General features: G+C 70.1%; 28 protein-coding genes and 3 pseudogenes. 10 read left to right on the top strand and 21 right to left on the bottom strand.

What is annotated here, in order from left to right; all coding sequences use genetic code 11:
• The 6 genes from ACFU53_RS31825 to ACFU53_RS31800 form a co-directional block, all read right to left on the bottom strand.
• The coding region (locus ACFU53_RS31825) for a serine hydrolase domain-containing protein (protein ID WP_384000092.1) at positions 1-1092 on the bottom strand (1092 nt) is incomplete at its 3' end.
• On the bottom strand, positions 1085-2503 hold the full coding sequence (locus tag ACFU53_RS31820; RefSeq protein ID WP_384000089.1) for a class I adenylate-forming enzyme family protein: 1419 nt from the start codon (positions 2501-2503) through the stop codon (positions 1085-1087). The genes ACFU53_RS31820 and ACFU53_RS31825, both read right to left, overlap by 8 nt.
• Positions 2504-2618: 115 nt before the next feature.
• Positions 2619-3041 carry a MaoC family dehydratase gene (locus ACFU53_RS31815; protein ID WP_384000086.1) on the bottom strand — a complete coding sequence of 141 codons (423 nt, stop codon included), beginning with the start codon at positions 3039-3041 and terminating at the stop codon, positions 2619-2621.
• A complete protein-coding gene (locus ACFU53_RS31810) occupies positions 3038-3490 on the bottom strand; it encodes a MaoC family dehydratase N-terminal domain-containing protein (RefSeq protein WP_384000083.1) in 453 nt (150 codons plus the stop codon). The genes ACFU53_RS31815 and ACFU53_RS31810 overlap by 4 nt, the downstream gene beginning before the upstream one ends.
• Before the next feature lie 17 nt (positions 3491-3507).
• Complete coding sequence (locus tag ACFU53_RS31805) at positions 3508-4368, bottom strand: enoyl-CoA hydratase-related protein (protein ID WP_384000080.1); 861 nt, start codon at positions 4366-4368, stop codon at positions 3508-3510.
• Positions 4369-4373: 5 nt separating this feature from the next.
• Positions 4374-4910, bottom strand: a complete 537-nt coding sequence (locus ACFU53_RS31800) for a PaaI family thioesterase (protein WP_384000077.1) — start codon at positions 4908-4910, stop codon at positions 4374-4376.
• A gap of 140 nt (positions 4911-5050) precedes the next feature.
• Here ACFU53_RS31800 and ACFU53_RS31795 point away from each other — a divergent pair, with 140 nt between their 5' ends.
• Positions 5051-6247, top strand: coding sequence for a CaiB/BaiF CoA transferase family protein (locus tag ACFU53_RS31795; RefSeq protein WP_384000074.1), 1197 nt, complete (start codon positions 5051-5053; stop codon positions 6245-6247).
• Positions 6248-6359: 112 nt separating this feature from the next.
• Here ACFU53_RS31795 and ACFU53_RS31790 read toward each other — a convergent pair whose 3' ends face one another.
• Positions 6360-6728 (bottom strand): hypothetical protein, encoded by a 369-nt coding sequence (locus ACFU53_RS31790; protein WP_384000071.1) that lies wholly within the window; start codon positions 6726-6728, stop codon positions 6360-6362.
• A gap of 74 nt (positions 6729-6802) precedes the next feature.
• On the opposite strand from ACFU53_RS31790, the pseudogene ACFU53_RS31785 reads away from it, so the two are divergent.
• Together ACFU53_RS31785 and ACFU53_RS31780 are read left to right on the top strand one after the other, a co-directional pair.
• Positions 6803-7048 (top strand): annotated as a pseudogene (locus ACFU53_RS31785) (IS1380 family transposase); the annotation flags it as partial.
• Positions 7049-7604: 556 nt separating this feature from the next.
• Positions 7605-7796, top strand: a pseudogene (locus ACFU53_RS31780) (IS701 family transposase); the annotation flags it as partial.
• A gap of 84 nt (positions 7797-7880) precedes the next feature.
• On the opposite strand, the gene ACFU53_RS31775 reads toward ACFU53_RS31780, so the two are convergent.
• The 4 genes from ACFU53_RS31775 to ACFU53_RS31760 form a co-directional block, all read right to left on the bottom strand.
• Positions 7881-9335, bottom strand: a complete 1455-nt coding sequence (locus ACFU53_RS31775; RefSeq protein WP_384000095.1) for an NF041680 family putative transposase — start codon at positions 9333-9335, stop codon at positions 7881-7883.
• A gap of 117 nt (positions 9336-9452) precedes the next feature.
• The gene (locus ACFU53_RS31770) at positions 9453-9863 is read right to left on the bottom strand and encodes a RidA family protein (protein WP_384000068.1); all 411 of its coding nucleotides are present in this window, start codon (positions 9861-9863) and stop codon (positions 9453-9455) included.
• 338 nt (positions 9864-10201) lie between these two features.
• Positions 10202-11461 (bottom strand): MFS transporter, encoded by a 1260-nt coding sequence (locus ACFU53_RS31765; RefSeq protein WP_384000065.1) that lies wholly within the window; start codon positions 11459-11461, stop codon positions 10202-10204.
• Positions 11397-11711: a hypothetical protein gene (locus ACFU53_RS31760; protein WP_384000062.1), complete on the bottom strand. Its 315-nt coding sequence runs from the start codon at positions 11709-11711 to the stop codon at positions 11397-11399. Before ACFU53_RS31760 ends, ACFU53_RS31765 begins: the two co-directional genes overlap by 65 nt.
• A 46-nt stretch (positions 11712-11757) precedes the next feature.
• On the opposite strand from ACFU53_RS31760, the gene ACFU53_RS31755 reads away from it, so the two are divergent.
• Both ACFU53_RS31755 and ACFU53_RS31750 read left to right on the top strand, forming a co-directional pair.
• The gene (locus ACFU53_RS31755; RefSeq protein WP_384000059.1) at positions 11758-12294 is read left to right on the top strand and encodes a dihydrofolate reductase family protein; all 537 of its coding nucleotides are present in this window, start codon (positions 11758-11760) and stop codon (positions 12292-12294) included.
• 239 nt (positions 12295-12533) lie between these two features.
• A complete protein-coding gene (locus ACFU53_RS31750) occupies positions 12534-13367 on the top strand; it encodes a tyrosine-type recombinase/integrase (protein WP_384000056.1) in 834 nt (277 codons plus the stop codon).
• A gap of 121 nt (positions 13368-13488) precedes the next feature.
• On the opposite strand, the gene ACFU53_RS31745 is transcribed toward ACFU53_RS31750, so the two are convergent.
• The 7 genes and pseudogenes from ACFU53_RS31745 to ACFU53_RS31715 form a co-directional block, all read right to left on the bottom strand.
• Positions 13489-13842 carry a hypothetical protein gene (locus ACFU53_RS31745; RefSeq protein ID WP_384000053.1) on the bottom strand — a complete coding sequence of 118 codons (354 nt, stop codon included), beginning with the start codon at positions 13840-13842 and terminating at the stop codon, positions 13489-13491.
• Positions 13827-14138: pseudogene (locus tag ACFU53_RS31740) on the bottom strand (hypothetical protein); the annotation flags it as partial. The pseudogene ACFU53_RS31740 and the gene ACFU53_RS31745, both read right to left, overlap by 16 nt.
• 4 nt (positions 14139-14142) lie before the next feature.
• Complete coding sequence (locus ACFU53_RS31735; protein ID WP_384000051.1) at positions 14143-14424, bottom strand: hypothetical protein; 282 nt, start codon at positions 14422-14424, stop codon at positions 14143-14145.
• A 30-nt stretch (positions 14425-14454) separates the two neighbouring features.
• Positions 14455-15216 carry an SDR family NAD(P)-dependent oxidoreductase gene (locus ACFU53_RS31730; protein WP_384000048.1) on the bottom strand — a complete coding sequence of 254 codons (762 nt, stop codon included), beginning with the start codon at positions 15214-15216 and terminating at the stop codon, positions 14455-14457.
• Complete coding sequence (locus ACFU53_RS31725) at positions 15216-15740, bottom strand: nuclear transport factor 2 family protein (RefSeq protein WP_384000045.1); 525 nt, start codon at positions 15738-15740, stop codon at positions 15216-15218. The genes ACFU53_RS31730 and ACFU53_RS31725 overlap by 1 nt, the downstream gene beginning before the upstream one ends.
• The gene (locus ACFU53_RS31720) at positions 15737-16915 is read right to left on the bottom strand and encodes an acyl-CoA dehydrogenase family protein (RefSeq protein ID WP_384000042.1); all 1179 of its coding nucleotides are present in this window, start codon (positions 16913-16915) and stop codon (positions 15737-15739) included. Before ACFU53_RS31720 ends, ACFU53_RS31725 begins: the two co-directional genes overlap by 4 nt.
• A 72-nt stretch (positions 16916-16987) precedes the next feature.
• Positions 16988-18112, bottom strand: coding sequence for an acyl-CoA dehydrogenase family protein (locus ACFU53_RS31715; protein WP_384000039.1), 1125 nt, complete (start codon positions 18110-18112; stop codon positions 16988-16990).
• Positions 18113-18218: 106 nt separating this feature from the next.
• On the opposite strand from ACFU53_RS31715, the gene ACFU53_RS31710 reads away from it, so the two are divergent.
• Positions 18219-19040 carry an enoyl-CoA hydratase/isomerase family protein gene (locus ACFU53_RS31710; RefSeq protein ID WP_384000036.1) on the top strand — a complete coding sequence of 274 codons (822 nt, stop codon included), beginning with the start codon at positions 18219-18221 and terminating at the stop codon, positions 19038-19040.
• 43 nt (positions 19041-19083) lie between these two features.
• Positions 19084-19584 carry a MaoC family dehydratase gene (locus ACFU53_RS31705; RefSeq protein WP_384000033.1) on the top strand — a complete coding sequence of 167 codons (501 nt, stop codon included), beginning with the start codon at positions 19084-19086 and terminating at the stop codon, positions 19582-19584.
• Here ACFU53_RS31705 and ACFU53_RS31700 read toward each other — a convergent pair.
• Complete coding sequence (locus ACFU53_RS31700) at positions 19563-20981, bottom strand: family 1 glycosylhydrolase (protein WP_384000030.1); 1419 nt, start codon at positions 20979-20981, stop codon at positions 19563-19565. The two genes, ACFU53_RS31705 and ACFU53_RS31700, sit on opposite strands and share 22 nt — an antisense overlap.
• Positions 20982-21124: 143 nt before the next feature.
• Positions 21125-22051: a crotonase/enoyl-CoA hydratase family protein gene (locus tag ACFU53_RS31695; RefSeq protein WP_384000027.1), complete on the bottom strand. Its 927-nt coding sequence runs from the start codon at positions 22049-22051 to the stop codon at positions 21125-21127.
• Between the two features lie 97 nt (positions 22052-22148).
• Between ACFU53_RS31695 and ACFU53_RS31690 the strand changes: the two genes are divergently transcribed.
• From ACFU53_RS31690 to ACFU53_RS31680, 3 genes are read left to right on the top strand one after another with little or no spacing between them, the layout of a single operon-like run.
• Positions 22149-22934, top strand: coding sequence for an enoyl-CoA hydratase/isomerase family protein (locus ACFU53_RS31690; protein ID WP_384000024.1), 786 nt, complete (start codon positions 22149-22151; stop codon positions 22932-22934).
• 3 nt (positions 22935-22937) lie between these two features.
• Positions 22938-24146, top strand: a complete 1209-nt coding sequence (locus tag ACFU53_RS31685; RefSeq protein WP_384000021.1) for an acyl-CoA dehydrogenase family protein — start codon at positions 22938-22940, stop codon at positions 24144-24146.
• A complete protein-coding gene (locus ACFU53_RS31680) occupies positions 24143-25168 on the top strand; it encodes a TIGR03617 family F420-dependent LLM class oxidoreductase (RefSeq protein WP_384000018.1) in 1026 nt (341 codons plus the stop codon). The genes ACFU53_RS31685 and ACFU53_RS31680 overlap by 4 nt, the downstream gene beginning before the upstream one ends.
• Before the next feature lie 108 nt (positions 25169-25276).
• Here the strand turns inward: ACFU53_RS31680 and ACFU53_RS31675 are convergent.
• The coding region (locus ACFU53_RS31675; protein ID WP_384000015.1) for a FadR/GntR family transcriptional regulator at positions 25277-25667 on the bottom strand (391 nt) is incomplete at its 5' end.

Here is a 25667-nt window from a genome sequence, read left to right as displayed (position 1 = left end):
GACCAGGCCCGCCGCCAGGTTCGCGATGTCGGTGAGCAGGGCGGTGCCGCGCGGGGAGTTGTCGTAGCCGGCGAGCGGGTAGCCGTTGCTCAGACACGCGAAGGACAGACCTGACTCCGGGTCCATGAAGCCCAGTTGGTAGGCGGCCCCGGCGCTGCCGAAGAGTGCGGGCGAGCCGGTCGAGGGCAGGTTGCTCCCCGCGTCGGGCCCGGCCACGGTCACGAACAGCCCCATGCTGGTACGGCGGTCGCCGCCGCCCCCGTAGATCCGCTCGCCGTACGGATGGCCGGTCAGCCGGATACGGGTGCCCTCCGCCACCGCCTCCGTCTTCCACAGGCCGGAGTGTTCCAGCGCCTGGAAGTAGAGCGCGACGTCGGCGGCGGTGGCGACCAGGGCGTGGCTGGGCTCACCGGCCGCCAGCACCTTCGGGTCGGACAGGTACCACGGCCCCCACGGGTCGGGTTCCTGGTCGTCGCCGGTGCGGTCGGTGGCGAGCATCGGGGCGACGCTGCCCGCCTGGCGGTCCACCGGTACCCCCAGCTCGATCGACGACAGGCCCAGCGGACCCGCGATGTGGTCGCGCAGATAGGCGGCGAAGGTCAGGCCCGTGCGCCGCTCGACGATCTCGGCGATCAGCCAGGCCGCCGAGGTGAGGTGGAACTGGAAGCGGCTGCCCGGCGGGGAGTCCAGCCGCCAACGCCCGAAGGCGGCGAGCCGCTGCTCGCGGTCGAGCATCTTCGGGTAGCCGAGCGGGGCGAAGGGGAAGCCGGCGGTGTGCGTGAGCACCTGCTCGACGGTCACCTCCTCCTTGCCGTTCGGCGCGAACTCCGGGATGATCGCGGCGACCCGCTCGCCCACGTCGAGGAGCCCGTCGCCGATCAGCTTCCACACCACGCCCGCGACGATCGACCGTCCGACGGACTGCAGGACGTACCGGGTGCCGGGTCCGGCGTCCCCGTACGTCTCGAAGGCCACCAGACGGCCGTGCCGGGCGACGGCGACCTGCGCGGACGGCAGGGGGCCGTGGTCGACCTCCCGGCGGATCCGGCTGAGCAGGACTTCGAGTCGCCGCGGGTCGACATGGTCAGGCACTTGTTCCTCCTGGGTGGGGCTCCCGCAGGTCACGCCGTACGACCTTGCCGTTGGCGTTGCGCGGCAGGTCGTCCACGAACCACCAGCGGACGGGGATCTTGAACCCGGACAGCCGGGCGCGGGTGTGGCTTCTGAGCGCTGCCGGGTCCGGCGGGGCGTCGGCTTCGGCCGGTACGACGAAGGCGACGACGGTCTGGCCGAGCCGCTCGTCGGGGACGCCCGTCACCGCCACGTCCGCCACACCCGGATGGGCCGTCAGGACCGTCTCGACCTCCAGCGGATGGACGTTCTCGCCACCCCGGATGATCATGTCGGTGCGGCGGCCGAGGAGGTAGAGATAGCCGTCCTCCGCCACTCGGCCCAGGTCGCCGCTGTGCAGCCAGCCCTCGGGGTCGATCCGGAAGAAATGGTCGGCGCGGGCGTGGATCTCCCCGATACCGTCCGGCCCTGCACCGTCGACCCTCAGCTCGACCCCGGGGGCGGGGCGCCCCACGGAGCGCAGCAGCTCGGTCCGGCCGGCGACCGCCTCCCGATGGTCCTCGGGGGTGAGCACGCTGATCGGCGAGCCCTCGGTCTGGCCGAACATGTTGAGCATGCGGACACCGGGCATCGCCTCGTACGTCCGCCGCAGGGTGCCGGGGCGGACGGGCGCGCCACCGTACTGGAGGGTCCGCAGGGTCTCGTGCCGTGCCTCGCCCGCCGTCAACAGGGTCTCCAGCATCGCCGGGACCATGCTGGTGTGCGTGGTGCCGAGATGCCGCAGCAGGCTCCAGCCCTCGACGGTGAAGCGGGGCAGTCCGGTGATCAGCGCGCCGGCGGCGAGGGCGACGGCAATGTTGCCGAGGCCGGCGATGTGGTGGAAGGGGGCGCTGCCGCCGTAGAAGCTGTCGGGGTCGAGCGCGCACAGGCGTCCGTTGACGCGGGCGCGGGCGGCCAGGCGGCGCTGGGTCATGGGGACGGGTTTGGGCCGGCCCGTGGTACCGGAGGTGTGCAGGACGGCGGCGAGTTCGCCGGGCTGGGCGGTCAGTTCCCGTGCGCTGGTGCGTGGTTCGGGCAGGACGGCGACCCGGCGGCCGGAGAGTGCGGCGACCTGACGGCCGAGGTCGGCGAACTCGGGCTGGGCCACCAGGACCTGGGCCGGCAGCTCCTCGACCACGGCGGCGATCTCGTACGCCGTCATCCGGACTCCGAGCGGGGCGAGCGGGTGGCCCGATCCGGCGCCGCCGATCACCAGCGCCAGGGCGTCGGCGGAGGTGGCGACCAGGGCGGGCACCGGGGTACCGGGCTCCAGGCCGAGGGTGTCCAGCCAGTCGGCCGCTCCCGCCGCGCGGTCGAGGAGTTCGCGTCCGGTCCAGGTCAGGTCGCCGAACCGGACGGCGGGGCGGGCGTGGTCGTAGGCACGGTTCACCATGGCGGTCCAGGTTGGACCTGCCGTGCCTGTCACGCCTGTCGTACCTGTCGCGCCTGTCGTCTGAGCCGCCCCGGCCCTCTGTACCGCCCCGGCCTCCTGTGCGGCGCCCACGGGGTCAGGGCTCCAGGCGGGCCGCCGCGGTTCCGGTGACCACCTCTGCGTCGTCCTGGTTGACGGTGCGCAGGGCGAAGTGGGCGACCGGGCCGGACGCCGTCTCCTCGATCGACTCGACGGTGACCGTGGCGGTCAGTGTGTCGCCGGGCCAGACCTGGGCCTTGAAGCGCACGCCGTAGCGCAGCAGCGCCTCGGCGCCGACCCAGTCGGTGAGGACCCGGCCGGTCATGCCCATCGTCAGCATGCCGTGGGCGAACACACCGGGGTATCCCGCGGCCTCGACGGCGAACCTCTCGTCGGTGTGCAGCGGGTTGAAGTCGCCGGAGGCACCGGCGTACTGCACGATCCGGGTGCGCTTCAGATCGTCGACGAGGACGCTCTCCCGGGTCTCGCCGACCTTGATGTCGGCCGCACTCACGCTCATCGGGCATCCTTCGGGGTCGCGGGGCCCTCGGGGACGACGGCCACGGTCACGGCGCTGACGACCGGTTCGTCGGCGGCGTCCCGGTACTCGGTGACGCGCTCGCTGAAGAGCAGTCGGCCGCTGCGACCCTGCTTCTCCCAGCTGCGCCCGGGGACGGTGTGCGCGTAGAGGGTCTCGCCGGCGCGCACCGGACGGTGGTACTCGAAGTGCTGCTCGGCGTGCAGCCCGCCGCCGCCCTCGGCCATCTCCCCGGGGCCGCCGCCGGAGCCGAACCACTCCTCGTCCGGCTTGGGCCGAAGGTGGTAGTCGGGGTCGTAGTGTGCGCTCGCCATGGTGAAGGTGGGTGGTGCGAGCGGGGTCTCGCCGTGGTAGGCGGGGTTCTCGTCGCCGATGGCGCGGGCGAACATCATGATGTGCCCGGCTTCTACGGGGAACGGCTGCCCTGTCATGTTCGTATGCTCCTCGGTCAGTACGGCAGGAACGCGTCGCGGGTGGCCTCGTCCGGGTCGAAGTCCGGCGGCAGCCCCTCGAATTTCGGCTCCCGCTTCTCCATGAAGCTCGCCACACCCTCACGGAAGTCCGGGGAGCCGGCGAAGAACTCCATCGCGGAGTAGGAGCGGGCGAGGGCGTCGGTGAAAGTGCGGTCCAGGTCGCCGTACACCTGGTGGCGTACGACGGCCATGGCGCGCGGGGAGCAGTTGCGGGCGATGTCCCGGGCGTAGGCGCGGGCGGCATCCAGCAGGTCCTCGGGTTCCACGACGCGGCTGACCAGGCCGAGGGCCTTCGCCTCATCGGCGTCGAAGACCCGGCCGCTCAGCAGCAGGTCGAGCGCGTTCTCCAGCCCGATGACACGGGGCAGCACGTACGGCAGGTTGTACTCGCCGGCCAGGCCGCGCCGGGTGAAGGCGGTGGTGAAGCGGGCTCCCCGGGCGGCGAAGCGGACGTCGCAGATGAGCGCCTGGACCAGGCCGATGCCCGCGCAGGCGCCGTTGACGGCGGCGATCAGCGGCTTCGGCATGTTCCGCCTGCTGTACATGGGGACGCGGGCCTGGAGATTGAGGGACTGCCCCGGCTGGGCGTTCTGCTCCAGGCGCTGGACGTCCATCCCGGGGCAGAAGGCCCTGCCCGCGCCGGTGACGATCACGACACGCACGGCCGGATCCTGCGCGGCCCGGTCGAGGAGCGCGAAGAAGCGGTTCTCCATGGGGAGGCTCCACGCGTTCTTGCGCTCGGGCCGGTTGAGGGTGACGGTGGCGACGCCGTCCTCGTCGACCTCGTACAGCACCAGGTCGTCCTCGGTGGACTCCCCTGTGGACTCCTCGGTCATCGCGGTCACTCCTCGGTGAGCGGTTCGATGGGGTCGGTCGTGCCTATGGGGTCGGTCGTGGCTATGGGATCGATCGGGTCGCCGACTCCCGGCCGTTCCCCGGAGATGGTCACCACCACCTGCCCCCGGGCGCAGACGCGTCCGTCGGTCATCACGTCGACGTCGGCGAAGTGCAGCCGGTGGCCGCGCCGCACACAGCGCGCGTAGGCGACGGCCTCGTGGCCGCGGGCCGGCGCGAGGTACTGCACGGACATCGACACGGTGCTGAGCCGGCTCCCCTTCGTGAAGTCGTGCCCGGCGATCACGGCGCCGGAGCCGGCGGTGTCGATGAGTGCCGAGATCACCCCGCCGTGGAAGACGTCCTCGTGGGCGGAGAGGGATTCGGTGTAGGGCAGCACGATCTCGACCGCTTCCGCGTCCCAGCGCGTGACACGGATACGGCAGCGACGATTGAAAGCGACGCCTCGTTCCCAGCGGACCCTGAACCACGCCCGGCGTTCTCGCTGTTGCTGCTCGGTGAGGGTTCTCGCCGCGACGGTCATCAGCACGCCCTCCGGTCTCGGCCGGTCGACCGATCCATATAGTTACATGATTTGAATAGTTGAGGCAATCACGAAGACCGCCTCAGCGTCCTCGTATGTATTATTTATCTAACTCATTCTGCTCGCAAGGGAGGCCCGCGATGCCGTCGACCGCCTTGTCCGGAATCCGTGTACTCGACCTGTCCCGCATCCTCGCCGCGCCCCTGGCCACGCAGCTGCTCGCCGACCTGGGCGCCGAGGTCATCAAGGTCGAACGGCCCGGAACGGGCGACGACTCACGGACGTACGGTCCGCCGTTCGCGCCGGGGACGGACACCGCGGCCTTCTATCTCTCCTGCAACCGCAACAAGCGGTCGGCCACCGTCAACCACGCCACCGCCGAGGGGCAGGAGCTGATCCGCGCCCTCGCCGCGCGGTCGGACGTGCTGGTCGAGAACTTCCGGACGGGGACACTCGCGAAGTACGGCCTCGACCACGAGAGCCTGCGCGAGCTCAACCCCCGGCTGGTCTACCTATCGGTGACCGGCTTCGGCCAGACCGGGCCGTACGCCGAGCGGCCCGGATACGACGGCATCTTCCAGGCCATGTCCGGGATGATGAGCGTCTCCGGGCACCCCGAGGAGCCGATGAAGGTCGGCGTCAGCATGGTCGACATTCTCACCGGGCTGTACGCCGCCACGGCCGTGCTGGCGGCTCTGCGGCATCGGGACGCCACCGGCGAGGGCCAGTTCATCGACCTGTCCCTGTTGGACTGCGGGCTGGCCTCGCTGTCGCACTTCGCGATGAACTACCTGGTCTCCGGCGAGGTCCCGAGGCGGCGCGGCAACGGCGGGTACGGCGGTATCCCGTCACAGGCGTTCATGTGCGAGGACAAGCCGATCTTCCTCGTCGCGGGCAACGACAAGCAGTTCGCCGCGTTCTGCGCGGCGGCCGGCCGCGCCGACATCCTCCAGGACCCCCGGTTCGCCACGACCTCGGCCCGGATCGCCCACCGCGAGGAGATCCTGCCGATGCTGGAGGCGATCCTGCGTACCCGGACCCGGGACGACTGGCTGGCGGTCCTCGACGAACACGACGTCCCGGCGGGGCCGTACAACGAGATGCCCGAGGTCTTCGCCGACCCGCAGATACGGCACCGGGAGATGCTGGTCGAGGTCGAGGATCCGGTGTCGGGGCTACTGCCGTTGCTCGCCAACCCGATCCGGTTCGCAGGGACTCCGGTGGAGGGGTATACCGCGCCGCCCGCGCTGGGTGAGCACACGGCGGAAGTGCTGTGCGGGCTGGTTGGGGTGACGGAGGATCGGCTTCTGGAGCTGCGGGGGCGGGGCGTTGTGTGAGGTGGAGGTTGGGGGTGGGGTGCGCGCCGCGTGACCGCTCTTTCGCCCCTGCAGCCCCTCCCCGTTCATCCCTGGGGCCTACGCCCCAGACCCCCTCTGCCCCGTGATCCTGTTACGAGCTCTCAGGTCGCCGCGCAGCCTGGCCACCTCGCTGGCCGCCGTGCTCGACCATCGCAAGCTGCTGGCCGGGCGGATCGAGGAACGCCTGGAGGACCACCCTCTTTCGTGCCGCACCGGGCTCGTCGTCCTCCCAAGACTCCTCGTTCCAGTTCTCCTCGCTATCCGCGATGAACGCACGGCTGTCGCAGCCAAAGCACTCCCGTTCCGCTCCTGATGCGTTGACCAGCACGAAGAACACACGACCGCCGCGCCCCTCGCAGACGGAAGGAGCGATCTGCACCGGACGGCCGTCGACCGCACCCCGCAGGAAGGCTGCAAGCCCTGTGTGGACACCCTCGCCAACCTGATCATCAGCATGCACGGACACATCGCTCCAAACGCCCCGAGCCAACACCCGACCAGCTTGACCAAAGACATAGGGGCACCCCCCGGTCGCGGAAGCCCCGAGCCGTCCACGGCCCCGGCAAGATACTTGTGAACCTCGCGCTGTCGATCGCATTCGGCGGGGGGCATGCCTCGCCGACATCACTCCGCTGCGGTCCGCAGCCTGCCGTCTTCGGGCCGGTCGTCTTCGATCCGACGGTCTCCCGCCTGTTCGGGACCCTCGCCGGCTTCGGCGAGAAGGCGCTGGCCGCGATCCGTGCCGCACTTTCCGAAATCCCCAAACGTGTCCGGGATTTGTACTCCAACTGTAGATCGTGACCCTGCTCGCGCATACGATCGCTGCTGAGCGCGCTGCCGAGGCCGGTGGCCGCCTGCGCAGATCACTTGCTGGGGCGGGTGACAGTGATGTCGACGGCTCTGGCGTCTGGCCCCGGCGAGTCCACTGCGACACGCACGTTGAACGCACCGCGGTCGCCCACTCGATGCACAAAGTGGGTCAATTGCTCGACATCGCCGACAGCGATGCGGCCGTCAGGCAGCAGGAGGGAGCCTTCGAAGACTGTGGGGAATCCTGGGTCGGGCCCTTCGGCCTCCGGCGCTTGGGGCTGTGTGAAGAGACGCACTTTGATGAGTCCCCTCTGAGCTCGAACCCGAACAGCCACGTGGGTGTCGCAGCTGGCTGCTGGGGCAGCGTCCAGAACGAGGGAGACTGGTACCCAGTCGGTCGCTCCCAGGTGCAGCACTGGGTGATTCACGTAGATGCCGACTCCGGCGACCTGCACGGTGCTCCCTCATGCTCGCAGCAGGTGCGACCGCCGTTGATCATCAGTATGTGAAGCCAAACGATCATGCGGTGGCCGCAGGTCACAGAGTAGACCCTGCCCGCTGGTGGGAGGCGTTCGAGGCGCATATGGGGCGCACAGCCGACCGGTTCGCCCGGGTCGAGACCCCGGCGCCGGCCGGGCGGCTGGTGCTCGGGCTGCGGTCGGACCTGCCGCGCAAGAGCTGCGGGAGCATCGCCGCATGGGCAGGGGAAGCGACCCCGCTGGGTCAACTTGTGGGTGGCCCGCCTTCACCACACCGCGCAGGGGGCAGAGCGCACCCGGCAACGACGTACTGAGCTTGTCCTTTATGGTCTGACCTGGTCACGTTCGGCGATGCTCTCGGGTCGTCTGACTGTTTCACCCACGTCGTAGCGGGTGGTGGGGTGCCGGTTTTTCGAGCCAAGTGGCCTGCCAGGTCCGGGAGTTGATGGTTTCGGCGGTCGGGCCGGATGGTGCAGGTGCGGGCGGAGGTTCCGAAACCCTCGGCGGACTCGGGCTGGGGTGAGTCGGCCGGGCTCGGCGGGCTTCTCCCACGGCCGCCGCAAGTCGGCGGCGGCCTCGCGCAGAAGACGGATCTGGGTGTGCGCGGCGATGATCAGCCAGGTCCAGCGTTCGCCAGCCTCGGGGGTTCGCAGCTTCGGACGGGTCCACCCGAAGGTCTGTTTCATCAGCCGGAAAGTGTGCTCGATGTCGAACCTGCGCAGGAACGCCTGCCAGCGGACGTCGACGTCTTCGCTGTTCAGGCCGGTGGCGGACGACCACAGCCAGAGCGGGAGCGGGTCGCCTCCGCCGGGCAGGCGGTCGACCTGGAGGCGGATCAGTGTGCCCTCGATGACGGGAAGTTCGCCGGTGTGGTCGATCCACGCGGAGCGAGTGGTCAGGCGCGGGTGGATGCGGTCCCAAGCCATCGCGTGGGCCGTGCCGTATCGATCGGTGACCTGCACGGTTGCCGCATCCGGCTCGCCCCAGGTGTCCGGCTCGGCGAAGCGGAACTCCTTACCGTGCTTCGGTGGCCGCCCGCCCCGAGGGTAGGACTGGGCGTACTCCTTGAGTGAGGGCGTCGGCCGGCGCATGACGCGGTCGGAGCGCATCCGCCTCAGCACCTCGACCGGGAGGCCGTTGAGGAGGTGGGCCATGCGCGGGGCGTCGTAGCCGGCCTCGAAGACGATGAGGATGTCGCGGTCACCGACGTGCCAGCGGCCCATCTCGATCAGGCCGGTGACCACCCGGCGGAGCTGGGAGGCGGTGGCCTCGGCGACGTCGTCCTCGGGCCCGAAGCGGACGGCGTCCAGGAGCTGGCACCAGGACTTCCGGCCCGATTCGAGGGCGGAGACGAACGAGTACGGCCAGCCGGGGATGAATTGATCCGAGGACCGTCCGCTGCGACCGTAGACGTGGCAGAACAGGCGATCCGCGCTGGTCGGCGCGTCGGGGCGGAGCCCGTTGCTGACGTCGACGGCCAGGACCAGGCGCCCGTCGGCGGCCCGCGGCATCGGCAGACCGGCCAGCACCTGCCGTAACCGGGGTACGTCCACGTTCCCGTGGTTCAGCGCCTCGTACATCGCGCCGTGCCCACGCCGGTGCTCGGCCACCAGCGTCAGATCCACCGGCGAGGTCACCGGGCCATCCGCGCACAGCAACGCGTCCACGAGCTCGAACAGCTCGTCCCCGCGCACGGTCAGGCAGTCGAAGAGTTCCCCCCGGAAGCGTGACGCTTGTGCGAACGCTTCCCCGGAACCGGCGTCAGGCAGCAGACTCACCTTCACGGCCTTCGTCTCGATCGGTGCACCTTGGTCGGAGCACATGATCAGACGAAGGCCGCCCCAGCGTCCCGCGAATGCCCAGCTGGGCTACCCAGTTCGATACGCCGTTCGACGTCAGTCAGGCAGCGCCACGGTGAGATCCACCTCGACGAGCTGTCCCGGAAAGCCGAGCTGGGCGACGCCCAAGAGCGTGCTGGCGGTGGTGAACGCCGGACCCAGGGCAGACTCGGTGAGCCGACGCCATGCGGCTACGAGAATGTTCCTCTCATCGCTCCGCACATAGATCACTGACCGCACCACATGTTCAGGCTGGGCACTCACCGCTGCCAGGGCAGTGAGCGCGTTCGCGACAACCTGGTCGACCTGCGTCTCGAGGGAACCGGAACCGACGAGGCCACCATTCCGATCAAGCGGGCACTGCCCCGCCAGATAGGCGGTACGGCCTGCCTCCACGACGGTGATGTGGTGGTAGCCGGGTGTCTCATGCAGCTGCTCGGGGTTGATGCGGGTGATCTTCTCAGTCATGTCAGCGAGTCTGACCGGCGTGGTGCCGGCACGCACCGCAATTTCCCCACCGGCAAGCACTCCGCAGCGACGTGAGGTTAAAGAACAAGCTGAGAAGCTGTGTCAGAACCGGTGATCTGTGACGCTCTGTAGGTACGCGCTTCTGTAGCTCGGGGCCGTTGGTCCGGGTCTCACTATTTGTTCACCTTGGAAGCCTGCAGTACGCGGGAGGACGGGACTCGGCATCGATTGGGCCGCTCACCCGAAGCTCCCACTGGCCTCGTCTTCCGGCGCGAATGCGAGGACGCGGGTGCAATTACGTTGCCCGAACACCCCAAGCGGCCTGCTCGTTTAGCCACTCAGCCCGATGCTGCCGCCGGGGACTCCGGGTGCCGAAAACCTGGCAGAATCAGGCACAGCACGGCCGCAACGGCGGTCGTGGCGGCGAAGGTGCCTACCGCCCAGGTGCCGGACATGTGCTGGACGATCAGGCCGGCGATCAGTGGCGCCAGCGTCGCCAGCGCGGTGGCCGCCATCATCACGGTGCTGATGACTCGGCCGCGTATTTCCTCCGGTGCGCTGCGAAGCACCACGGCAACCAGCGCGGCGTTCGCGGCCGGCGCAAGCAGCAGCGCCAGGGCGACCGGCGCCGCCACCAGCGGTGAAGGAATGAGCAGGGCTGCGGCGCCGAACAGCAGCGCCCCGGCCAAGGTGATCGTGGCGGCCAGGGTTGCCAGGCGCATCCGTCCCTGCAGCCGGGGTGCGACCATGGCGCCGAGCAGCCCGCCGGCCGCGATGGCTGCCTGCACCAGGCCGATCACCGTGGTGGGGGTGCCGTGCTGTTGCATCGCGAGGATGGTGCTGAAGATCACGCCGCTGAAGGCGAAGTTCACCAACGGCGTCTGGATCAGCGCCGCGCGCAGAATAGGTACCTGCCAGACGAGTTGTAGGCCATCGGTCACCTCGCGCCACAACGCCTTGCGCCCGGCCGGGTTCTCCGGGCGGAACCGCCCGCGGATCCGGCTCACCATGCCGAAGGAGACCGCGTAGGAGACGGCGTCGGCCAGGAACGGGACGGCCCGGCCCACCCCGAACAGCACCCCGCCGAGCGCCGGGCCGGCCAGGCCGGCACCGTACGTCCGGGCTTCGGTGGCGGCCCACGCCTGTTCGAGCTGCCCGTCCGGCACGATTCCCGGCAGCGCAGCGGCGGCGGACGGGTCGAAGACGGCACCGGCCGCCCCCTCGATCACGCTCACGGCCAGGACCACCTGCCAGGACGCGAGATCCAGCACGATCAGGATGCCGAGCAGAGCCAGTAGGGCGGCGCGCGTGATGTCGCAGACCATCATCGTCCGCCGCCGGTCGAACCGGTCCGCCAGCGCCCCGGCGGGCAGTTGCACGCACAGCACGGTAATGGCCCGCACCGTACCCACCACCCCGGCAAGCACCGCCGAGTGGGTCAGGGCCAGGACCAGTAGCGGGTAGGCGATCCCGCTGATCTGCGTGCCGGTATCGGACAGCACCTGGCCGATCCACAGCATCCGGAAGCCCTTGTTACGGCGGAGCGGAACCTGTCGTGGCACATCGGTGGGTATCTCGATTCCGCCGGCGTCGCTCACCCTCAATACGATATGCGCCGAGGGCGTCACCTCGACCGTGTACGGCTGTCAAAGGCGAACACAGATCAGAGGCGTAGCCCAAAGGACTGGCGTGGGCATGAACGGCCGGTAGCCGCAGCGCCGCGAAGCGGAAGTCCCAGTCCTCGGAGGCGAGATCGGACACGGCCAGCATCAGCACGTCGATGAACACCGCGGTGGCGCCATTGGACAGGTCCAGGTCGTGGCTACCGCCGGAGAAGATGTTGCTCACCGACCTATGATGCGATCCCGGCCCTCCACCTGCTTGGAGAAGACGCATGACGGATTCGAGCACCGGCAAAGTGGTCGTGAACAGGGTGATGTCCCTCGATGGGTTCATCGCCGGTCCCGGCCACACGATGGACTGGATCTTCGAGCACATGACGTCGGCGACGTTCCCGGAGGTCATGGCGGCCACGGGCGCCATGCTCATCGGACGGGGCACGTACGAGGTCGGCAAGCGCATGTCCGACGAGAACACCGACTACGACGGCGGGGCGCAGTTCGTCCTCACCCACCGCCCGCCCGACGAGCCGGACCCCAACGTCACCTTCCTCACCTGCGACATCGAGGAAGCCGTGGCCACGGCACGCCGCGCCGCCGGCGACAAGAACCTGGAGATCCTCGGCGCCGACGTGGCCGCCCAGTGCCTGCAGCACGGCCTCGTCGACGAGATCCTGGTGTATGTGCTGCCGGTGCTGCTCGGCGACGGCGTCCGCTTCGCGCCGCCGGGCCTCGACCGGATCGACCTGGAACCGTTCAGCAACGTCCAGTCGGGCGGGGTCACCATGCTGCGCTTCCACGTGCGCAAGTAGGCACGGTCGCAACTACTAGCCTGCTGCCATGGCCCCCCATCCCGTGGGGCAAGTTCCCCACTCTCGCTGAACATCAACTGGCCCGACGGTGGCTGCAGTTCACGGCGAACATCGGTCGGGCTTCCAACACGATCGACGCGTACGGGCGGGCGGTCGAGGACCACCTGCGGTTCTGTGCAGTTGAAGGCACAGATCCCGTACTGGCCGGTGCGGACACGGTTGCCGCCTGGATCGGGGACATGCTCGACCGTCCCCGCCAGCGATCAGCGAAGGCGCCGCTGCATCCGGAGACGGCACTGGCGAACGCGACCGTCCAGCAACGTGTGGTGGCCGTGCGGTCCTTCTACGAGTACCTGGTGGAAGACGGGCTGCGCGAACGGAATCCCGTACGCCGAGGGCAGTCGAGCCGCCGTGGCCGTCCTCCTCGGCAGGGGCTCGTGCGGCGCCTCGAGCAGGCACCTTGGATCCCCAACGAGGACGTCTGGCAGCGGATCCTCTTTGCGTGCGCCGAGCAGTCACTACGCAACCGGCTCATGGTCACGCTCGCCTGTGACGGTGCCTTGCGCCGAGAGGAGTTGGTCCAACTCGATGTCGGGTACTTCGAGCACGCGCACCGCCTGATCCATCTGCGGGCAGAGACGACCAAGTTCCAGCGGGCCAGGGAAGTCGCCTTCGGCGTCACCTCGTCTCAGCTGTTCTTGGCCTACCTCAACGAACGACGCGGCATGTTCGGCCGTATCGACGGACCGCTCTTCCGATCCGCCTCCAACCGCAACTACGGCAAGCCGCTGGGGCCTTCCACCTGGTCAAAGACCGTCGAAGGCATCGCCCGCAGGGCCGGTGCCGCACGGCTGTCCACTCACACCTTCCGGCATCTGAGGCTGACCGATCTGGCCCGCGCCGACTGGACCATCGACCAGATCGCCCAGTACGCCGGCCACCGAGACTTGGCGACCACCATGCGTTACATCCATCTGTCCGGCCGGGCGCTTGCTGCTCGGCTGCACCGCGCGTCCGCATCGATCCAGCAGGACAGGGAGAACCTGCCGGCAGCACTGGCGGCAGTCCGGTGAGCGCGACCGAACGGCCAGCACCTGCCTCGCTTGCGCAGTACTGCGCCAAAACCGCTGCTCAGAGCCCAGTTCTGACTGCAGAAGAACGGGCGGCCCTCGGCCGCCTGGCCGGGCTGGATCATCAGGTGATCCACGAGCGAAACCGTGTCGCTCTGGCCCGGCTGATCGATCCGCTGGAGGCGGTCTCGGCTCGGTGGGGCAACGCTTGCTCGCGCCACCCCTCGCGGTACGCAGTGGACGGGGCTCCGTAGGCGAAGGCCACCGCCTCCTCGCTGTCGAAGGCGATCACGCAATCAAGGTCCGGATTGCCGCCCCAATGGTCGACGAACCAGGGGAAGCGCTGGTTGAACTCGTCGTCCATGGCATCCGCATAGGCGTCGGCGTGCACGTCGATCAGGGGCTGACGGATCTGCGCCAGGTCCTTGTTGCTGAAGCGGCGTACGACCAGATCGGCGGCAATCAAGCTCTGCTCCATTCGGCTCGGTAGCGGTCTCCCCGCTCTCGGGCGACCCCGGCATCCGGCGCAAGCGTGATCAAGTCACGGTAGAAGTCGCCGAGGAGGGAGCGCATCCGACCCGGGATGGGAGTGCCCGTCATCACCTCGAAGGCGTTCGACGCGGTGGAGCACGCCTGGTCGATGTCCCGCTGGTGGAGCTGGGCAAGAGCAAGCCGTGTGGTGGCCAACGCCCGGTTCCTGCGGAACTGCTCGGGGATCGCGCCCAGGGCCTTATGAGAGGCCGCCTCGGCCTCTCCCGCGTCGCCGATCCGGTCGTGGTCAGTCCTCGTAGTACACGAAGTCCTCGTCATCGACGTCCTCGATCTCCTGCACCTCGCCCTTGGCGAAGGTCATGGTGATCGGCGCCGGATCCCAGTGCCGGTACTCCCAGCGTGCCTGAGCGGTGATCTGCTCGATGCTGCCCGTCGGCATGTTGGCACTGGCCGCTTCCCTGGCAGCCGTGATCACCTTGACGTACGTGTTGTCCAGGCGGCTGTACCGGGTCACTTTCTCGTTGACCTCGATCTCCAGCTTGATCGTGAGGATCTTCTTGACGCCCACAGGCCCCTCCCTCGTCCAGATACCCCCGCCTCACCCGATCAACGTCCGCCCGCCCTCCAGCATCAGCGTCGCCCCTGTCAGGTAGGCCATGTCGTCGCTGACCAGCGCGGCCACCGCTCGCCCGATGTCCGTCTCCGGGTCGCCCATGCGGCCCAGTGGGATGGCGGCGAGTACGCTCTCGGCCTTGTCCGGGTGATCGGCGAAGTACGCCTCCGCCGCCGGGCTCAGCGCGGCCGGGCAGACGACGTTCACGCGGATTCCGTACGTCCCCCACTCCCGCGCGGCCACCTTGGTCAGGCCCCGGAGGGCCTCCTTGGCCATCGCGTACGCCGCGAAGGTCGCCTCGCCCTGCACCGCGGCCGATGAGCCGAGGTTCACGACGCTCCCGCGGCTGGTCTTCAGGTGCGGCAGGGCCGCCTGCATCGCGTGGAAGGCGGCCAACGGGCCGCTGCGGTAGGTGAGTTCGACGTCGTCGTACGACGTCTGCTCGAGTCGGCGCCGCACTGAACTCTGCGCGTTGTTGACCAGCACGTCCAGCCCACCGAACTCCCGTACCGTTTCAGCCACCATGCGGTCGACGTCGTCCCGTTCGCCGACGTCCCCGAGCACGGTGTGGGTTCTTCCCCCGCGCCCGGCGATCTCGCCCGCGGTGGCCTCGAGGGTGCTCTCGGTGCGGCCGGTGATCACCACCGCCGCGCCCTCCGCCGCCAGCGCGAGGGCGATCCCGCGGCCCACGCCCTGTCCACCGCCGGTGACCAGGGCCGTTTTCCCGGACAGTCGCAGTCGCCGCATCACGTCTCCTTCCAGAAGGGTCCCCAGGTGGGAAAGGCGTCGGGCAGCGCCGGTTCCCCGGCGCCCTCCCAGCCCGTGAAGTCCACCGCCTGGGGGCGGTCCGTCACATCCGCCGCGTACCAGTGCTGCTCACGGCGGCGGGAGAAGTACCACTCGCCGTCCACGCGCGCGTAGTCGTCGCGGTAGCGGATCGCCATCACGATCCACCGGTCCCCCACCTCGTGCTCGGCCCTGCAGTAGACCGCCCCGGTCGCCGTGTCGCTGCCGGTGAACTCGATGCGGTGGCCGCAGATCTGGTGGATCGACCGGTTGAAGGTCCGGACGAGGGGGTCGATGTACGCCCGCAGCGCTTCACGGCCGCGACCGCGGCGGCCCATGTCGACGTCGGGCAGGAAGCAGGCGGCCCAGGCGTCGAGGTCGCGGGCGTCCACGGCGAGCGCGTAGCGGATGGGCAGTTGCTGGATGGCGAGGTGGGACTCGATGCGGTCGACGCGTTCTTCCAGCGTCGTCACGGGGGTCGTCACGGGCGGGGCTCCTTCGGCAGACCGAGGAGCTGCTCTCCGATGATGTTGCGCTGGATCTCGCTGGATCCGCCGTAGATCGTCTCCGCGAGAGACAGCAGGAAGGAGCGCTGCCGGGTGTCCAGGCCGTAGTCCTCGCCGACGATCTGCCCGGCGGGGCCCGCCAGCTCCATGGCCAGGTGGCCGAGTCGCTGGTGGCGCGTGGAGGCGTACAGCTTGGCCGTCGTGGCCTGGGCGCCCGGGGTGCGGCCCGCGGTCAGTTCGGCGATGGTGCGGAGGTTGGTGGTGCGCATGATGCGTACGGAGATCCAGGCGTCGACGATGCGGCTGCGCAGCATCGGATCGTCGAGCGCGCCCCGTTCCCGGGCCAGTTCGATCAGTGCCTCGGCCTCCCGCTCGAAGGTGAGCTGCTGGGGCAGCAGCGTGGTGCCGCGCTCGATGCCGAGCGTGGTCATCGCGGTGCGCCAGCCCTGGCCGACCTCGCCCACGACCATGTCCGCGCCGGTCCGCGCGTCGGAGAGGAACACCTCGGCGAACTCGTCCTGCCCGGCCAGGTTGCGGATGGGGCGGATCTCCACACCGGGCTGGTGCACGGGCACGAGCAGCAGGGTGAGGCCCTTGTGCCGTACGGAGTCGGGGTCGGTGCGGGTGAGGACGTAGAGCCAGTCGGCGTGGATGCCGAAGGACGTCCACACCTTCTGGCCGTTGACCAGCCATTGGTCGCCCTCGCGTTCCGCCCGGGTGCGGACGGACGCCAGGTCGGAGCCGGCGCCGGGCTCGCTGAAGCCTTGGCCCCACAGTTCCTCGACGGCGAGGATCGTGGGCAGGAAGCGCTTCTTCTGCTCCTCGCTCCCCACCTTGAGAAGCATGGGGCCGAGCAGGTCGAGGGCGTTGACCGTGGCCCGGTAGGGGGCGTTCGCGCGGGCGTACTCGTACTCGAAGACGATCTCCTCCAGGAGTCCGAGCCCCCTGCCCCCGTATTCCTCCGGCCAGCCGACGCCCAGCCACCGCCCGGCCGACAGCTCACGGTCCCAGGCGAGGCGGACCTGCCAGGCCTCGCCGTCGGTCGGGCCGCCCACGCCCCGGTGCTCGGCGAACTCCCCCACGAGATGTTCCGCGAACCAGTCCCGCACCTCGTCGCGGAAGTCGCGTACCGCGGGCCCGAAGTCCAGCTCCATGTCTGCTGCCTCCCTGTGATGTCAGACCTGCTCAGACCTGCGATGCCAGATGTGTGGTGTCAGACCCTGTTGTCAGATGCCGAGCCGGGCGGCGAGCAGTTCCCGGTGGTACGACGGTGTGCCGAGTAGTGCCTCGGAGCTCTTGGCGCGCTTGAAGTACAGGTGCGCCGGGTGTTCCCAGGTGAAGCCGATGCCGCCATGGACCTGGATGCTGTCGCCGGCGACCTTGGTGAACGCCTCCGAGCAGAAGGCCTGCGCGAGGGCTGCGGCGATCCCGATCTCCGTCTCGTCACCCGCGTCCAGCGCCCACAGCCCGCCGTACGCGGCCGAGCGGGCGGACTCGATCTCCACCAGCATGTCGGCGCACTTGTGCTTGATCCCCTGGAACGAGCCGATGGGCCGCCCGTACTGCACCCGGATCTTCGCGTAGTCCACGGCGGCGTCCAGCGCGGCGGCGGCTCCGCCGACCTGTTCGGCGGCGAGCAGGACGGAGGCGGTGGCGAGGGCGCGTGCCAGGGCGGGCCAGGCCGTGTCCTCGGCGCCGATCAGGCGGGCGGGGGTGGCCGTGAACTCCAGCCGGGCCTGTTTGCGGGTCTGGTCGAGGGTGGGGAGGGGGGTGCGGGTGAGGCCCGGTGCGTGGGCGGCGTCGACCGCGAAGAGGCCGATGCCGCCGGGGGTGCGGGCGGCGACCAGGATCAGGTCCGCGAGGTGGCCGTCGGGGACGTAGGTCTTGGCGCCGGTCAGCTGCCATCCGGCGGTCGTGGTGTCGCGTGCGGTGAGCCGTATGGCGGGCTCGTCCCAGCGGCCGCTGTCCTCCGTCAGCGCCAGCGTGGCCATCGTCTCGCCGGAGGCGATGCCCGGCAGGAGGTCGCGTCGGGCCTGCTCGTCCGCGCAGCGCAGCAGAGCCTCGGCGGCCAGGGCGACGGTGGCGAGGTACGGCCCGCACAGCAGGGCGCGGCCCGCCTCCTCGAAGACGATGCCGAGGTCGACGTAGCCGAAGCCGGAGCCGCCGTACTCCTCGGGTACGGCGAGTCCCTGCAGGCCGAGTTCCGTGGCCATGCGGCGCCAGACGGCGGGGTCGTGGCCCCGGGGGTCGGCGGCCAGGCGGCGCACGGCCACCTCGTCGGAGTACTTGGCCAGGAACGACCGTACGACCTTGCGCAGTTCGTCCTGTTCCTGGCTGAAGGTGAGATCCATGCCGGGCTTCCCGTCCTCGGTGGCACATGTACCGGCCGCTTGCCGCTCGCCTCTCGATACAGTTAGATAATTATAGTATCCGCACTGATTACACCAGGAGCGCGACGTGACCGATCTCTACGCCCCGTTCACGAGCCTGACCTTCGAGCGGCCCGCGCCCGGCGTGCTCCGCGTCGTGCTCGACGCGCCGAATCTCAACGCCGTGGATCCGCGGATGCACGGTGAACTGGCCGACATCTGGACGGTGATCGACCGCGACGAACAGACGCGGGCGGTGCTGGTGCAGGGGGCGGGCCGGGCGTTCTCGGCGGGCGGGACCTTCGACTCCATCGAGGCGATGACCGAGGACTACGCGGTCCGGGCCCGGGTGATGCGCGAGGCACGGGACATGGTCTACGGGGTGATGAACTGCTCCAAACCGGTGGTCTCCGCGATCCATGGTCCGGCGGTCGGCGCGGGGCTGGTCATCGGCATGCTGGCGGACATCTCCGTCGCGGCCCGCACGGCGAAGATCGTCGACGGGCACACCAGGCTCGGGGTCGCGGCGGGTGATCACGCCGCGATCTGCTGGCCGCTGCTGTGCGGCATGGCCAAGGCCAAGTACTACCTGCTGACCTGCGAGGCACTCACTGGCGAGGAGGCCGAGCGGATCGGGCTGGTGTCGAAATGCGTGGACGACGAGAACGTGCACGCTGAGGCGCTGCGCGTGGCGACCGTGCTGGCCGCGGGGCCCGCCAGCGCGATCAGCTGGACCAAGCGGTCCCTCAACCACTGGTACCGCACCGCCCAGCCGATCTTCGAGGCCTCGCTGGGGCTGGAGTTCTTCGGGTTCGGCGGGCACGAGGTCCGGGAGGGCCTCGCCGCCCATCGGGAGAAGCGCACCCCGGACTTCGAGGGTGTGGACGGCAAGCACGCGCTCGACCTGTGAACCCATTCGGCCGCCCTACAGACCCTGCAGAGAGGACCGCGCCATGACCGCGCAGCACACGACGACCGACGTTCCCCCGCTGGTCCGGGGGCTGACGTACGAGGAGATGCCGGTGGGGCAGGTCTTCCGGACCGCCCGCCGGACCGTGACCGAGACCGACCTGGTCAACTTCGTCACCTGGGGCGGCTTCACCGAGCCGCTCTTCTGGGACGCCACGCACGCGGCGGAGGGCGGGTACACCGGCCGTCTGGTCCCGGGGGGCCTGACGTACTGCCTCGCCGAAGGGCTCGTCCTCCAGACGAACGTGCTGCACGGCACCGGACTCGCCTTCCTGCACATGGAGTTGACCGTGCGGGGGCCGGTGTACGTCGGCGACACGCTGTACGCCGTCGTGGAGACCACGGGGTCCCGTCCGTCGAGCAAGCCCGGCCGGGGCGTGGTGACCAGCCGGGTCTCCGTGCGCAACCAGCGCGACGAGGAGGTCCTCGTCTACACGCCGGTCCGGCTGATCCGGGGCGCGGACTACGAGGCTCCGGCGGGCTGAGCCCGGCGACCGGCGGTCGGCACCAGACGCAGGCCGGGCGCGCGGTCCGCGTCGGGTACGGCGGTGTCGGCGAAGGCGCCGTCGTGCACCCAGTCGGAGGGGATCGGGGGGCACGGTGGGGCCTCGTGGTCCGGGACCGCCATGGCGTACAGACGTGTATAGCGGAACTTGGCCTCCAGGTTGTCGAGCACGGACCAGTACTCGTAGCCGCACACGTCCACGCCGGCCGCCATGAGCCGCGACAGCCAGGAGAGGCGAGCGCGCAGCAGGGCCCGGCGCCGGGTGTCGTCGCTGTGTCCGACGTCGTCGACGAGGTCCAGGTCGCCCATGCCGTTGTCGACGACGGACAGCGACGGCAGCAGATCCCCGTACTGATCGTGCAGGCCGGCGACGGCGTCCGCGAGCCCTTCGGGGATGAGGGGCCAGCCGTAGGCGGTCGTCTCCACGTCGTCGAAGGGGACGATCGCGAAGCCGAGGCCCACGAGCAGGCGGTTCACCTCGTTGAGGGCACCGCGGCACTTTCCGCTCGGCAGCACGCGGGGCAGGTTCTCCGGTGCGGTGACGCGGAACGGTGTGTGCCAGGAGAGGCCCAGCAGGTCCTGGGCGGTGGCGATGACCTCCAGGTCGCCCGGTCGTACGCAGCCGGTGGCCGCGACGGGTGCGGCGTCGTCCTCGGTCACCATGTGCTCGCCGAGCAGCAGGGGGTCGAGGAAGATGCGGTTGGTCCAGCTCTCCAGGCGCTCCACGGCAAGGCGGTCGTAGGGGTCGTCGGTGGCCGCGTAGCCGCCGACGAGGGTCACCGTCGTGCCGATCCGGCCGGTGACGCCGACTGCCCTGAGGGCCTGGGTGGCGAGTCCGTTGGCCAGCAGGATGTGGTGGACCGAGGGGAGTCCGGCGCGGCCGGCGCCCCGGCCCGGTGAGTACATTCCGGCCACATGGTCCGCGAGCGTGGGTCCGGCCAGGTCGGTGGAGGTGATCCAGCGCTCCACCCGGTCGCCGAAGCGGCGGCCCAGTTCGGCGGCGTACGCGGCGAAGTGCTCGGCGGTGTCGCGGGCCAGCCAGCCGCCGGAGGCGTCCAGCCACGGCGGCAGCGTACGGTCGAGCAGCGTGAGCGCGGGCCGCGTCCCGTCGTCGAGCATGGCGTCGAGCGCGCGCTCGCAGCGGTCCAGGGCGTCCCGGTCCCAGCTGCCCGGCCCGTCGGGCTGGAGCTGCGGCCATCCGGCGACCATACGATGGGTGTCCGGGGTGACGCCGAGCAGCTGCCGGATGTCGTCGGTCCACCTCCGGAAGTGTCCGCCGCGCTCGGGCGGGGGCAACGGCGGGGCCGCGACGGTGTCCGCGGTGGCGACTCCCCAGTCGACGCCGCAAAGGGATTCGTGCAGGAAACCATCGCTCATGGTTACCGTCCAGGCGGTGAATGGTTCAGCGCATTCAACTGAATGCCCGCCGACCGGACGCTAACAGCTCGAGCAAACTACGACAATGTTTCGGCCAGATCTCCTGGGCGTGACAGTGGCGGCGACGGACAAGCGGGCGGTGCCTACTCTCCGAAGGGGCGGAACTCCTCGTCCTGCCACCAGGGGTAGACGGGCGGCATGTCCTCGCTGACCCGGCCCGGGAAGACGGGCGGCCGTTTGGCGAGGAACGACTCGACTCCCTCGACGGGGTCCGGGCCGCCGCCGATCTGACCCATGATCCGTGAGTCGAGCCGGTGCGCGGTCATCGGGTGGGGCTCACCGAGCATCCGCCACATCATCTGGCGGGCCAGGGCGACCGAGATCGCCGAGGTGGTCCCGGCGATCTCCCGGGCGAGCTCGTACGCCGCCGGCAGCAGCTCCTCCGGCGGGTGGACGGAGCGCACCAGCCCGGCCGCCAGCGCCTCGTCCGGGCCGAAGACACGACCCGTCGCCACCCATTCCATGGCCCGCTGCATACCCACGGCCCGGGGCAGGAACCAGCTCGCCGCGGACTCCGGCACGATGCCCCGGCGGGCGAAGACGAAGCCGAACTTCGCCGAGGTCGACGCCAGCCGGATGTCCATGGGCAGGGTCATGCTCGCCCCGACGCCCGCCGCCGGGCCGTTGATCGCCGCGATGACCGGCTTGGCGCTGGAGAAGATCCTGAGCGCGACCCGGCCGCCGGTGTCCCGATGGGCGGCACCCGCCTTGCGGTGGTCGAAGGACGAGCCGCCGGAGCTGACGTCGGCGCCCGCGCAGAAGCCGCGCCCGGCGCCGGTCACCACGATCACGCGTACCTCGTCGTCGGCGTCGGCCGCGTCCAGGACGTCGAGCAGGTCCCGCATCATCGTCGGGTTGAAGGCGTTCAGCTTCTCGGGCCGGTTCAGTGTGACGGTGAGGATCCGGTCCGCCACCTCGGCCCGCACGGTCTCGTACTCCCGCTCATACTCCCGCTCGTGCTTCTGCTCGCACTTGCGCTCGTACTGCTGCTCGTACTTCTGGTCCGGCATGTGCGTCCTCCGTGGCCCTGCGACTTGGTTCCCTTATGAGGTTAATTAGTTATAGCATTCAACTCTACTGACTCATTGGAGGGTGGCGGCTGTGGAGATGACGGATCTGGTGGTGACGGCCGTCGGGCCGGTCCGGCTGGTCGAGCTGAACCGGCCGGAGCAGCTGAACGCGATGAGTGAGGAGCTGCACAGCCGCCTCGCGTCGGTGTGGGACGAGATCGCCGCCGATCCGGAGGCCCGGGCGATCGTGCTCACCGGGCGCGGCCGGGCGTTCAGCGCGGGCGGGAACCTCGACACCATGACCCGGGTCCAGCGCGACAGCGCTTTCCGGCAGCGGCAGGTCGACGAGGCGCGCGGGATCATCACGGGCCTGCTCCGCTGCCCGCTCCCGGTCATCGCGGCGGTCAACGGCCCCGCGGTCGGTCTGGGTTGCAGCCTGGCCCTGCTCAGCGACCTCGTGCTCATCGCCGACGACGCCTACGTCTCCGACCCGCACGTCCAGGTCGGACTGGTCGCGGGCGACGGCGGCGCGTACGTCCTGCCGCTGCTCGTGGGGCTGACCCGGGCGAAGGAGATGCTTTTCCTGGGCGACCGGGTGAGCGCCGGGGACGCGGTCCGGCTGGGCATCGCCAACCGCGCCGTGCCCAAGGACAAACTCATGGACGAGGCCATGGACCTGGCCGGGCGCCTGGCCGCCCTGCCCGCGCAGGCGTTGCGCGAGACCAAGCGCGCGGTCAACCGGCATCTGGAGCAGGTCCTCGACACCGTGATGGAACCGGCCCTGCTCGCCGAGCGGGACACCATGCACGCACCGGATCACATCGCCGCCGTCGAGAAGATCATCGCGTCCCGTGGCAGTCGCCGGGCCGGTGGGGAGGGCTGAGGCATGGACTTCGCGTTCAGCGAGGAGCAGGAGGAACTCGGGCGCACGGTGCGGGAGTTCCTCGCGGACACCTCGCCCGAGACCGAGGTACGGCGCCTGATGGAGACGCCGGAGGGCTTCGACCGGGCGCTGTGGCGCCGGATGGGCACGGAGCTGGGGCTTCAGGGGCTGGCCGTCCCCGAGGAGTACGGCGGTGCCGGGTGCGGGCCCGTCGAGGTGGGCGTCGTCATGGAGGAGATGGGCCGGGCGCTGCTGTGCGCGCCCTTCCTCTCCTCGGCCGTACTGGCGACGACCACGCTGCTGCGCTGCGCCGACGAGGAGGCCCGCAAGCATCTGCTGCCGGGCCTGGCCTCCGGCGAGACCGTGGCGACGCTGGCCCTCACCGAGGACTCCGCCCGCTGGGACGCGCCGGGGGTACGGCTCACCGCACGCGCATCCGGCGGGAGTTGGGTGCTCAACGGGCACAAGACGTTCGTCCTGGACGGCGCCGCCGCCGACGTCGTCCTCACGGTGGCCCGTACCGGCGACGGGATCGGCGACGGCATCGGCGTCTTCCTGGCGGACGGCGACGCGCCGGGGCTGACCCGCGAGCCGCTGCCCACGATGGACCCCACCCGGCGGCAGGCGCGGCTCGACTACGCCGACGTACCGGCGACCCGGCTGCGTACACACGGCGACGGCTGGGATCTGGTCGCCGAGGTCCTCGACCGGGCCGCGGTGGCACTGGCCGCCGAACAGGTCGGGGTGGCCTCCCGCACGCTCGACATGGCGGTGGAGTACGCCAAGGTGCGGCACCAGTTCGGGCGGCCCATCGGCTCCTTCCAGGCCGTCAAGCATCTGCTGGCCGACGTCCTGCTGGAGGTCGAGTCGGCCCGGGCCGCCGCGCACTACGCGCTGCTCGCCGCCGAGAGCGACGACCCCGGGCTGCCCGCCGCGGCGAGCCTGGCCAAGGCGTTCTGCTCCGACGCCTGTCTCCAGGCGACGGCGCAGAACATCCAGGTCCACGGCGGTATCGGCTTCACCTGGGAGCACCCGGCCCACCTGTATCTGAAACGGGCCAAGACATCACAGCTGCTGTTCGGCGACCCGGCGTTCCACCGGGAGCGGCTCGCACAGCGCATCGGGTTGGACACGAAGACAGCGGACACAACGGCCACAGCGGCCACAGCGGCCACAGCGGTCACAGCGGTCACAGGCGAGGGAGCGGCATGAAGGTCGACGGCAAGCTCAGTGTGTGGGGCACCCGAGAGGTCGTGGAGGAGGCCCGGCACCACGAGAAGACCGGCTACGACGGTCTGTGGGCGTCCGAGTCCAAACACGACCCGTTCCTGCCGCTGCTGCTCGCCGCCGAGCACACCGAACGACTGGATGTCGGCACCGCCATCGCGGTGGCCTTCGCCCGCTCTCCCATGCAACTCGCCTACACGGCACACGACTTGCAGGCATACTCCGGCGGGCGCTTCTCGCTCGGCCTGGGCAGCCAGATCAAGCCGCACATCGAGCGGCGGTTCTCGATGCCCTGGAGCCGGCCCGCCGCCCGTATGCGGGAGTACGTGAGCGCGCTGCACGCCATCTGGGCCGCCTGGAACGAGGGCGAGAAGCTCGACTTCCGCGGCGACTTCTACTCGCACACCCTCATGGCTCCCTTCTTCTCTCCCCCGCCCGCTCCCGGCGGGGCGCCCAAGGTGTTCGTGGCCGCCGTCGGAGAGGCGATGACCCGGGTGGCGGGCGAGGTCGCGGACGGGCTCCTCGCGCACGGTTTCACCACCGAGCGGTATCTGCGGGAGGTCACCCTGCCGACGGTCGAGGCCGGACTGACCGCCACCGGGCGTTCGCGCGCCGACTTCTCCGTCTCCCATCTCCTCCTCACCGCGACCGGCCGTACCGAGGAGGAGATGGCACGCGCCGTGGACGGCACCCGCCGGCAGATCGCCTTCTACGGCAGCACGCCCGCCTATCGCGGCGTCCTCGAACTGCACGGCTGGGGCGGCCTGGGCGACGAGCTCAACGCGCTGTCCAAGTCGGCCCGCGAGGACAAGTGGGAGGCGATGGGCCGGCTCGTCGACGACGAGGTGCTGCACACCTTCGCGGTGGTGGCGGAGCCGGAGCGGGTGGCGGGCGAGATCCGGCGGCGGTACGGGGCCCTGGTCGACCGGGTGTCCTTCTACACGGCGTACGAGATCGACGCGGAGGTGTGGGAGCCGATCGTGGGGGAGCTGCGGGAGGCCGACTGATCAGCCGCACCGGCCGGCCGGCCGACCCAACCGCACAGCCGAACCGGACAGCCGAACCGGACAGCCGAACCGGTCGGCCGACCCGCACCCGACCGGTCTCCCCACCGGTCACCCGAGAAGGTCGAGGACCGTCGTCATGGACTTGTTCCGGAGCAGATAGTCCTCGGCCTCCTGCAGGTGGACGCGCCACAGTTCCTCCGCGGCATCCGTCCGCCGCGCGGCCACCAGGTCGACCAGCGCGCCGTGGGCGCGGAAGCCCCGGCGGTTGGCCCGGATGTTCTCGGGACTGCCCGCGTCGAGGTCGACATGGGACCAGTTCGCCTGGTCGATGATGTGCCGGACCATGCCGTTGAGGACGCTGAGCGTCTCGTTGCCCGCCAGTTCGACCACGAGGGCGTGGAACTCCATGTGGGCGCGGATGAACGCCGACGGGTCGTCCATGAGCCCCTCGGCCTCGGCGACGGCGGCACGCAGCCGCCGCAGGTCCTCGTCCGTGCGC

Origin of the sequence: Streptomyces sp. NPDC057474 (genome assembly GCF_042802555.1) — a bacterium.
Classification (GTDB): domain Bacteria; phylum Actinomycetota; class Actinomycetes; order Streptomycetales; family Streptomycetaceae; genus Streptomyces.
Note: the sequence above shows the minus strand (reverse complement) of the source record. Positions and strands in the feature narration are given on the sequence as shown.

Coding starts and splice junctions, on each gene's coding strand:
- ACFU53_RS31805 (WP_384000080.1), bottom strand. CDS start 4,368: ATGACCGAGGAGTCCACAGGGGAGTCCACCGAGGACGACCTGGTGCTG.
- ACFU53_RS31820 (WP_384000089.1), bottom strand. CDS start 2,503: ATGGTGAACCGTGCCTACGACCACGCCCGCCCCGCCGTCCGGTTCGGC.
- ACFU53_RS31815 (WP_384000086.1), bottom strand. CDS start 3,041: ATGAGCGTGAGTGCGGCCGACATCAAGGTCGGCGAGACCCGGGAGAGC.
- ACFU53_RS31810 (WP_384000083.1), bottom strand. CDS start 3,490: ATGACAGGGCAGCCGTTCCCCGTAGAAGCCGGGCACATCATGATGTTC.
- ACFU53_RS31705 (WP_384000033.1), top strand. CDS start 19,084: ATGACCGCGCAGCACACGACGACCGACGTTCCCCCGCTGGTCCGGGGG.
- ACFU53_RS31690 (WP_384000024.1), top strand. CDS start 22,149: ATGACGGATCTGGTGGTGACGGCCGTCGGGCCGGTCCGGCTGGTCGAG.
- ACFU53_RS31770 (WP_384000068.1), bottom strand. CDS start 9,863: ATGACTGAGAAGATCACCCGCATCAACCCCGAGCAGCTGCATGAGACA.
- ACFU53_RS31745 (WP_384000053.1), bottom strand. CDS start 13,842: ATGGAGCAGAGCTTGATTGCCGCCGATCTGGTCGTACGCCGCTTCAGC.
- ACFU53_RS31695 (WP_384000027.1), bottom strand. CDS start 22,051: ATGCCGGACCAGAAGTACGAGCAGCAGTACGAGCGCAAGTGCGAGCAG.
- ACFU53_RS31685 (WP_384000021.1), top strand. CDS start 22,938: ATGGACTTCGCGTTCAGCGAGGAGCAGGAGGAACTCGGGCGCACGGTG.
- ACFU53_RS31730 (WP_384000048.1), bottom strand. CDS start 15,216: ATGCGGCGACTGCGACTGTCCGGGAAAACGGCCCTGGTCACCGGCGGT.
- ACFU53_RS31680 (WP_384000018.1), top strand. CDS start 24,143: ATGAAGGTCGACGGCAAGCTCAGTGTGTGGGGCACCCGAGAGGTCGTG.
- ACFU53_RS31720 (WP_384000042.1), bottom strand. CDS start 16,915: ATGGAGCTGGACTTCGGGCCCGCGGTACGCGACTTCCGCGACGAGGTG.
- ACFU53_RS31700 (WP_384000030.1), bottom strand. CDS start 20,981: ATGAGCGATGGTTTCCTGCACGAATCCCTTTGCGGCGTCGACTGGGGA.
- ACFU53_RS31800 (WP_384000077.1), bottom strand. CDS start 4,910: ATGACCGTCGCGGCGAGAACCCTCACCGAGCAGCAACAGCGAGAACGC.
- ACFU53_RS31795 (WP_384000074.1), top strand. CDS start 5,051: ATGCCGTCGACCGCCTTGTCCGGAATCCGTGTACTCGACCTGTCCCGC.
- ACFU53_RS31715 (WP_384000039.1), bottom strand. CDS start 18,112: ATGGATCTCACCTTCAGCCAGGAACAGGACGAACTGCGCAAGGTCGTA.
- ACFU53_RS31755 (WP_384000059.1), top strand. CDS start 11,758: ATGACGGATTCGAGCACCGGCAAAGTGGTCGTGAACAGGGTGATGTCC.
- ACFU53_RS31750 (WP_384000056.1), top strand. CDS start 12,534: ATGCTCGACCGTCCCCGCCAGCGATCAGCGAAGGCGCCGCTGCATCCG.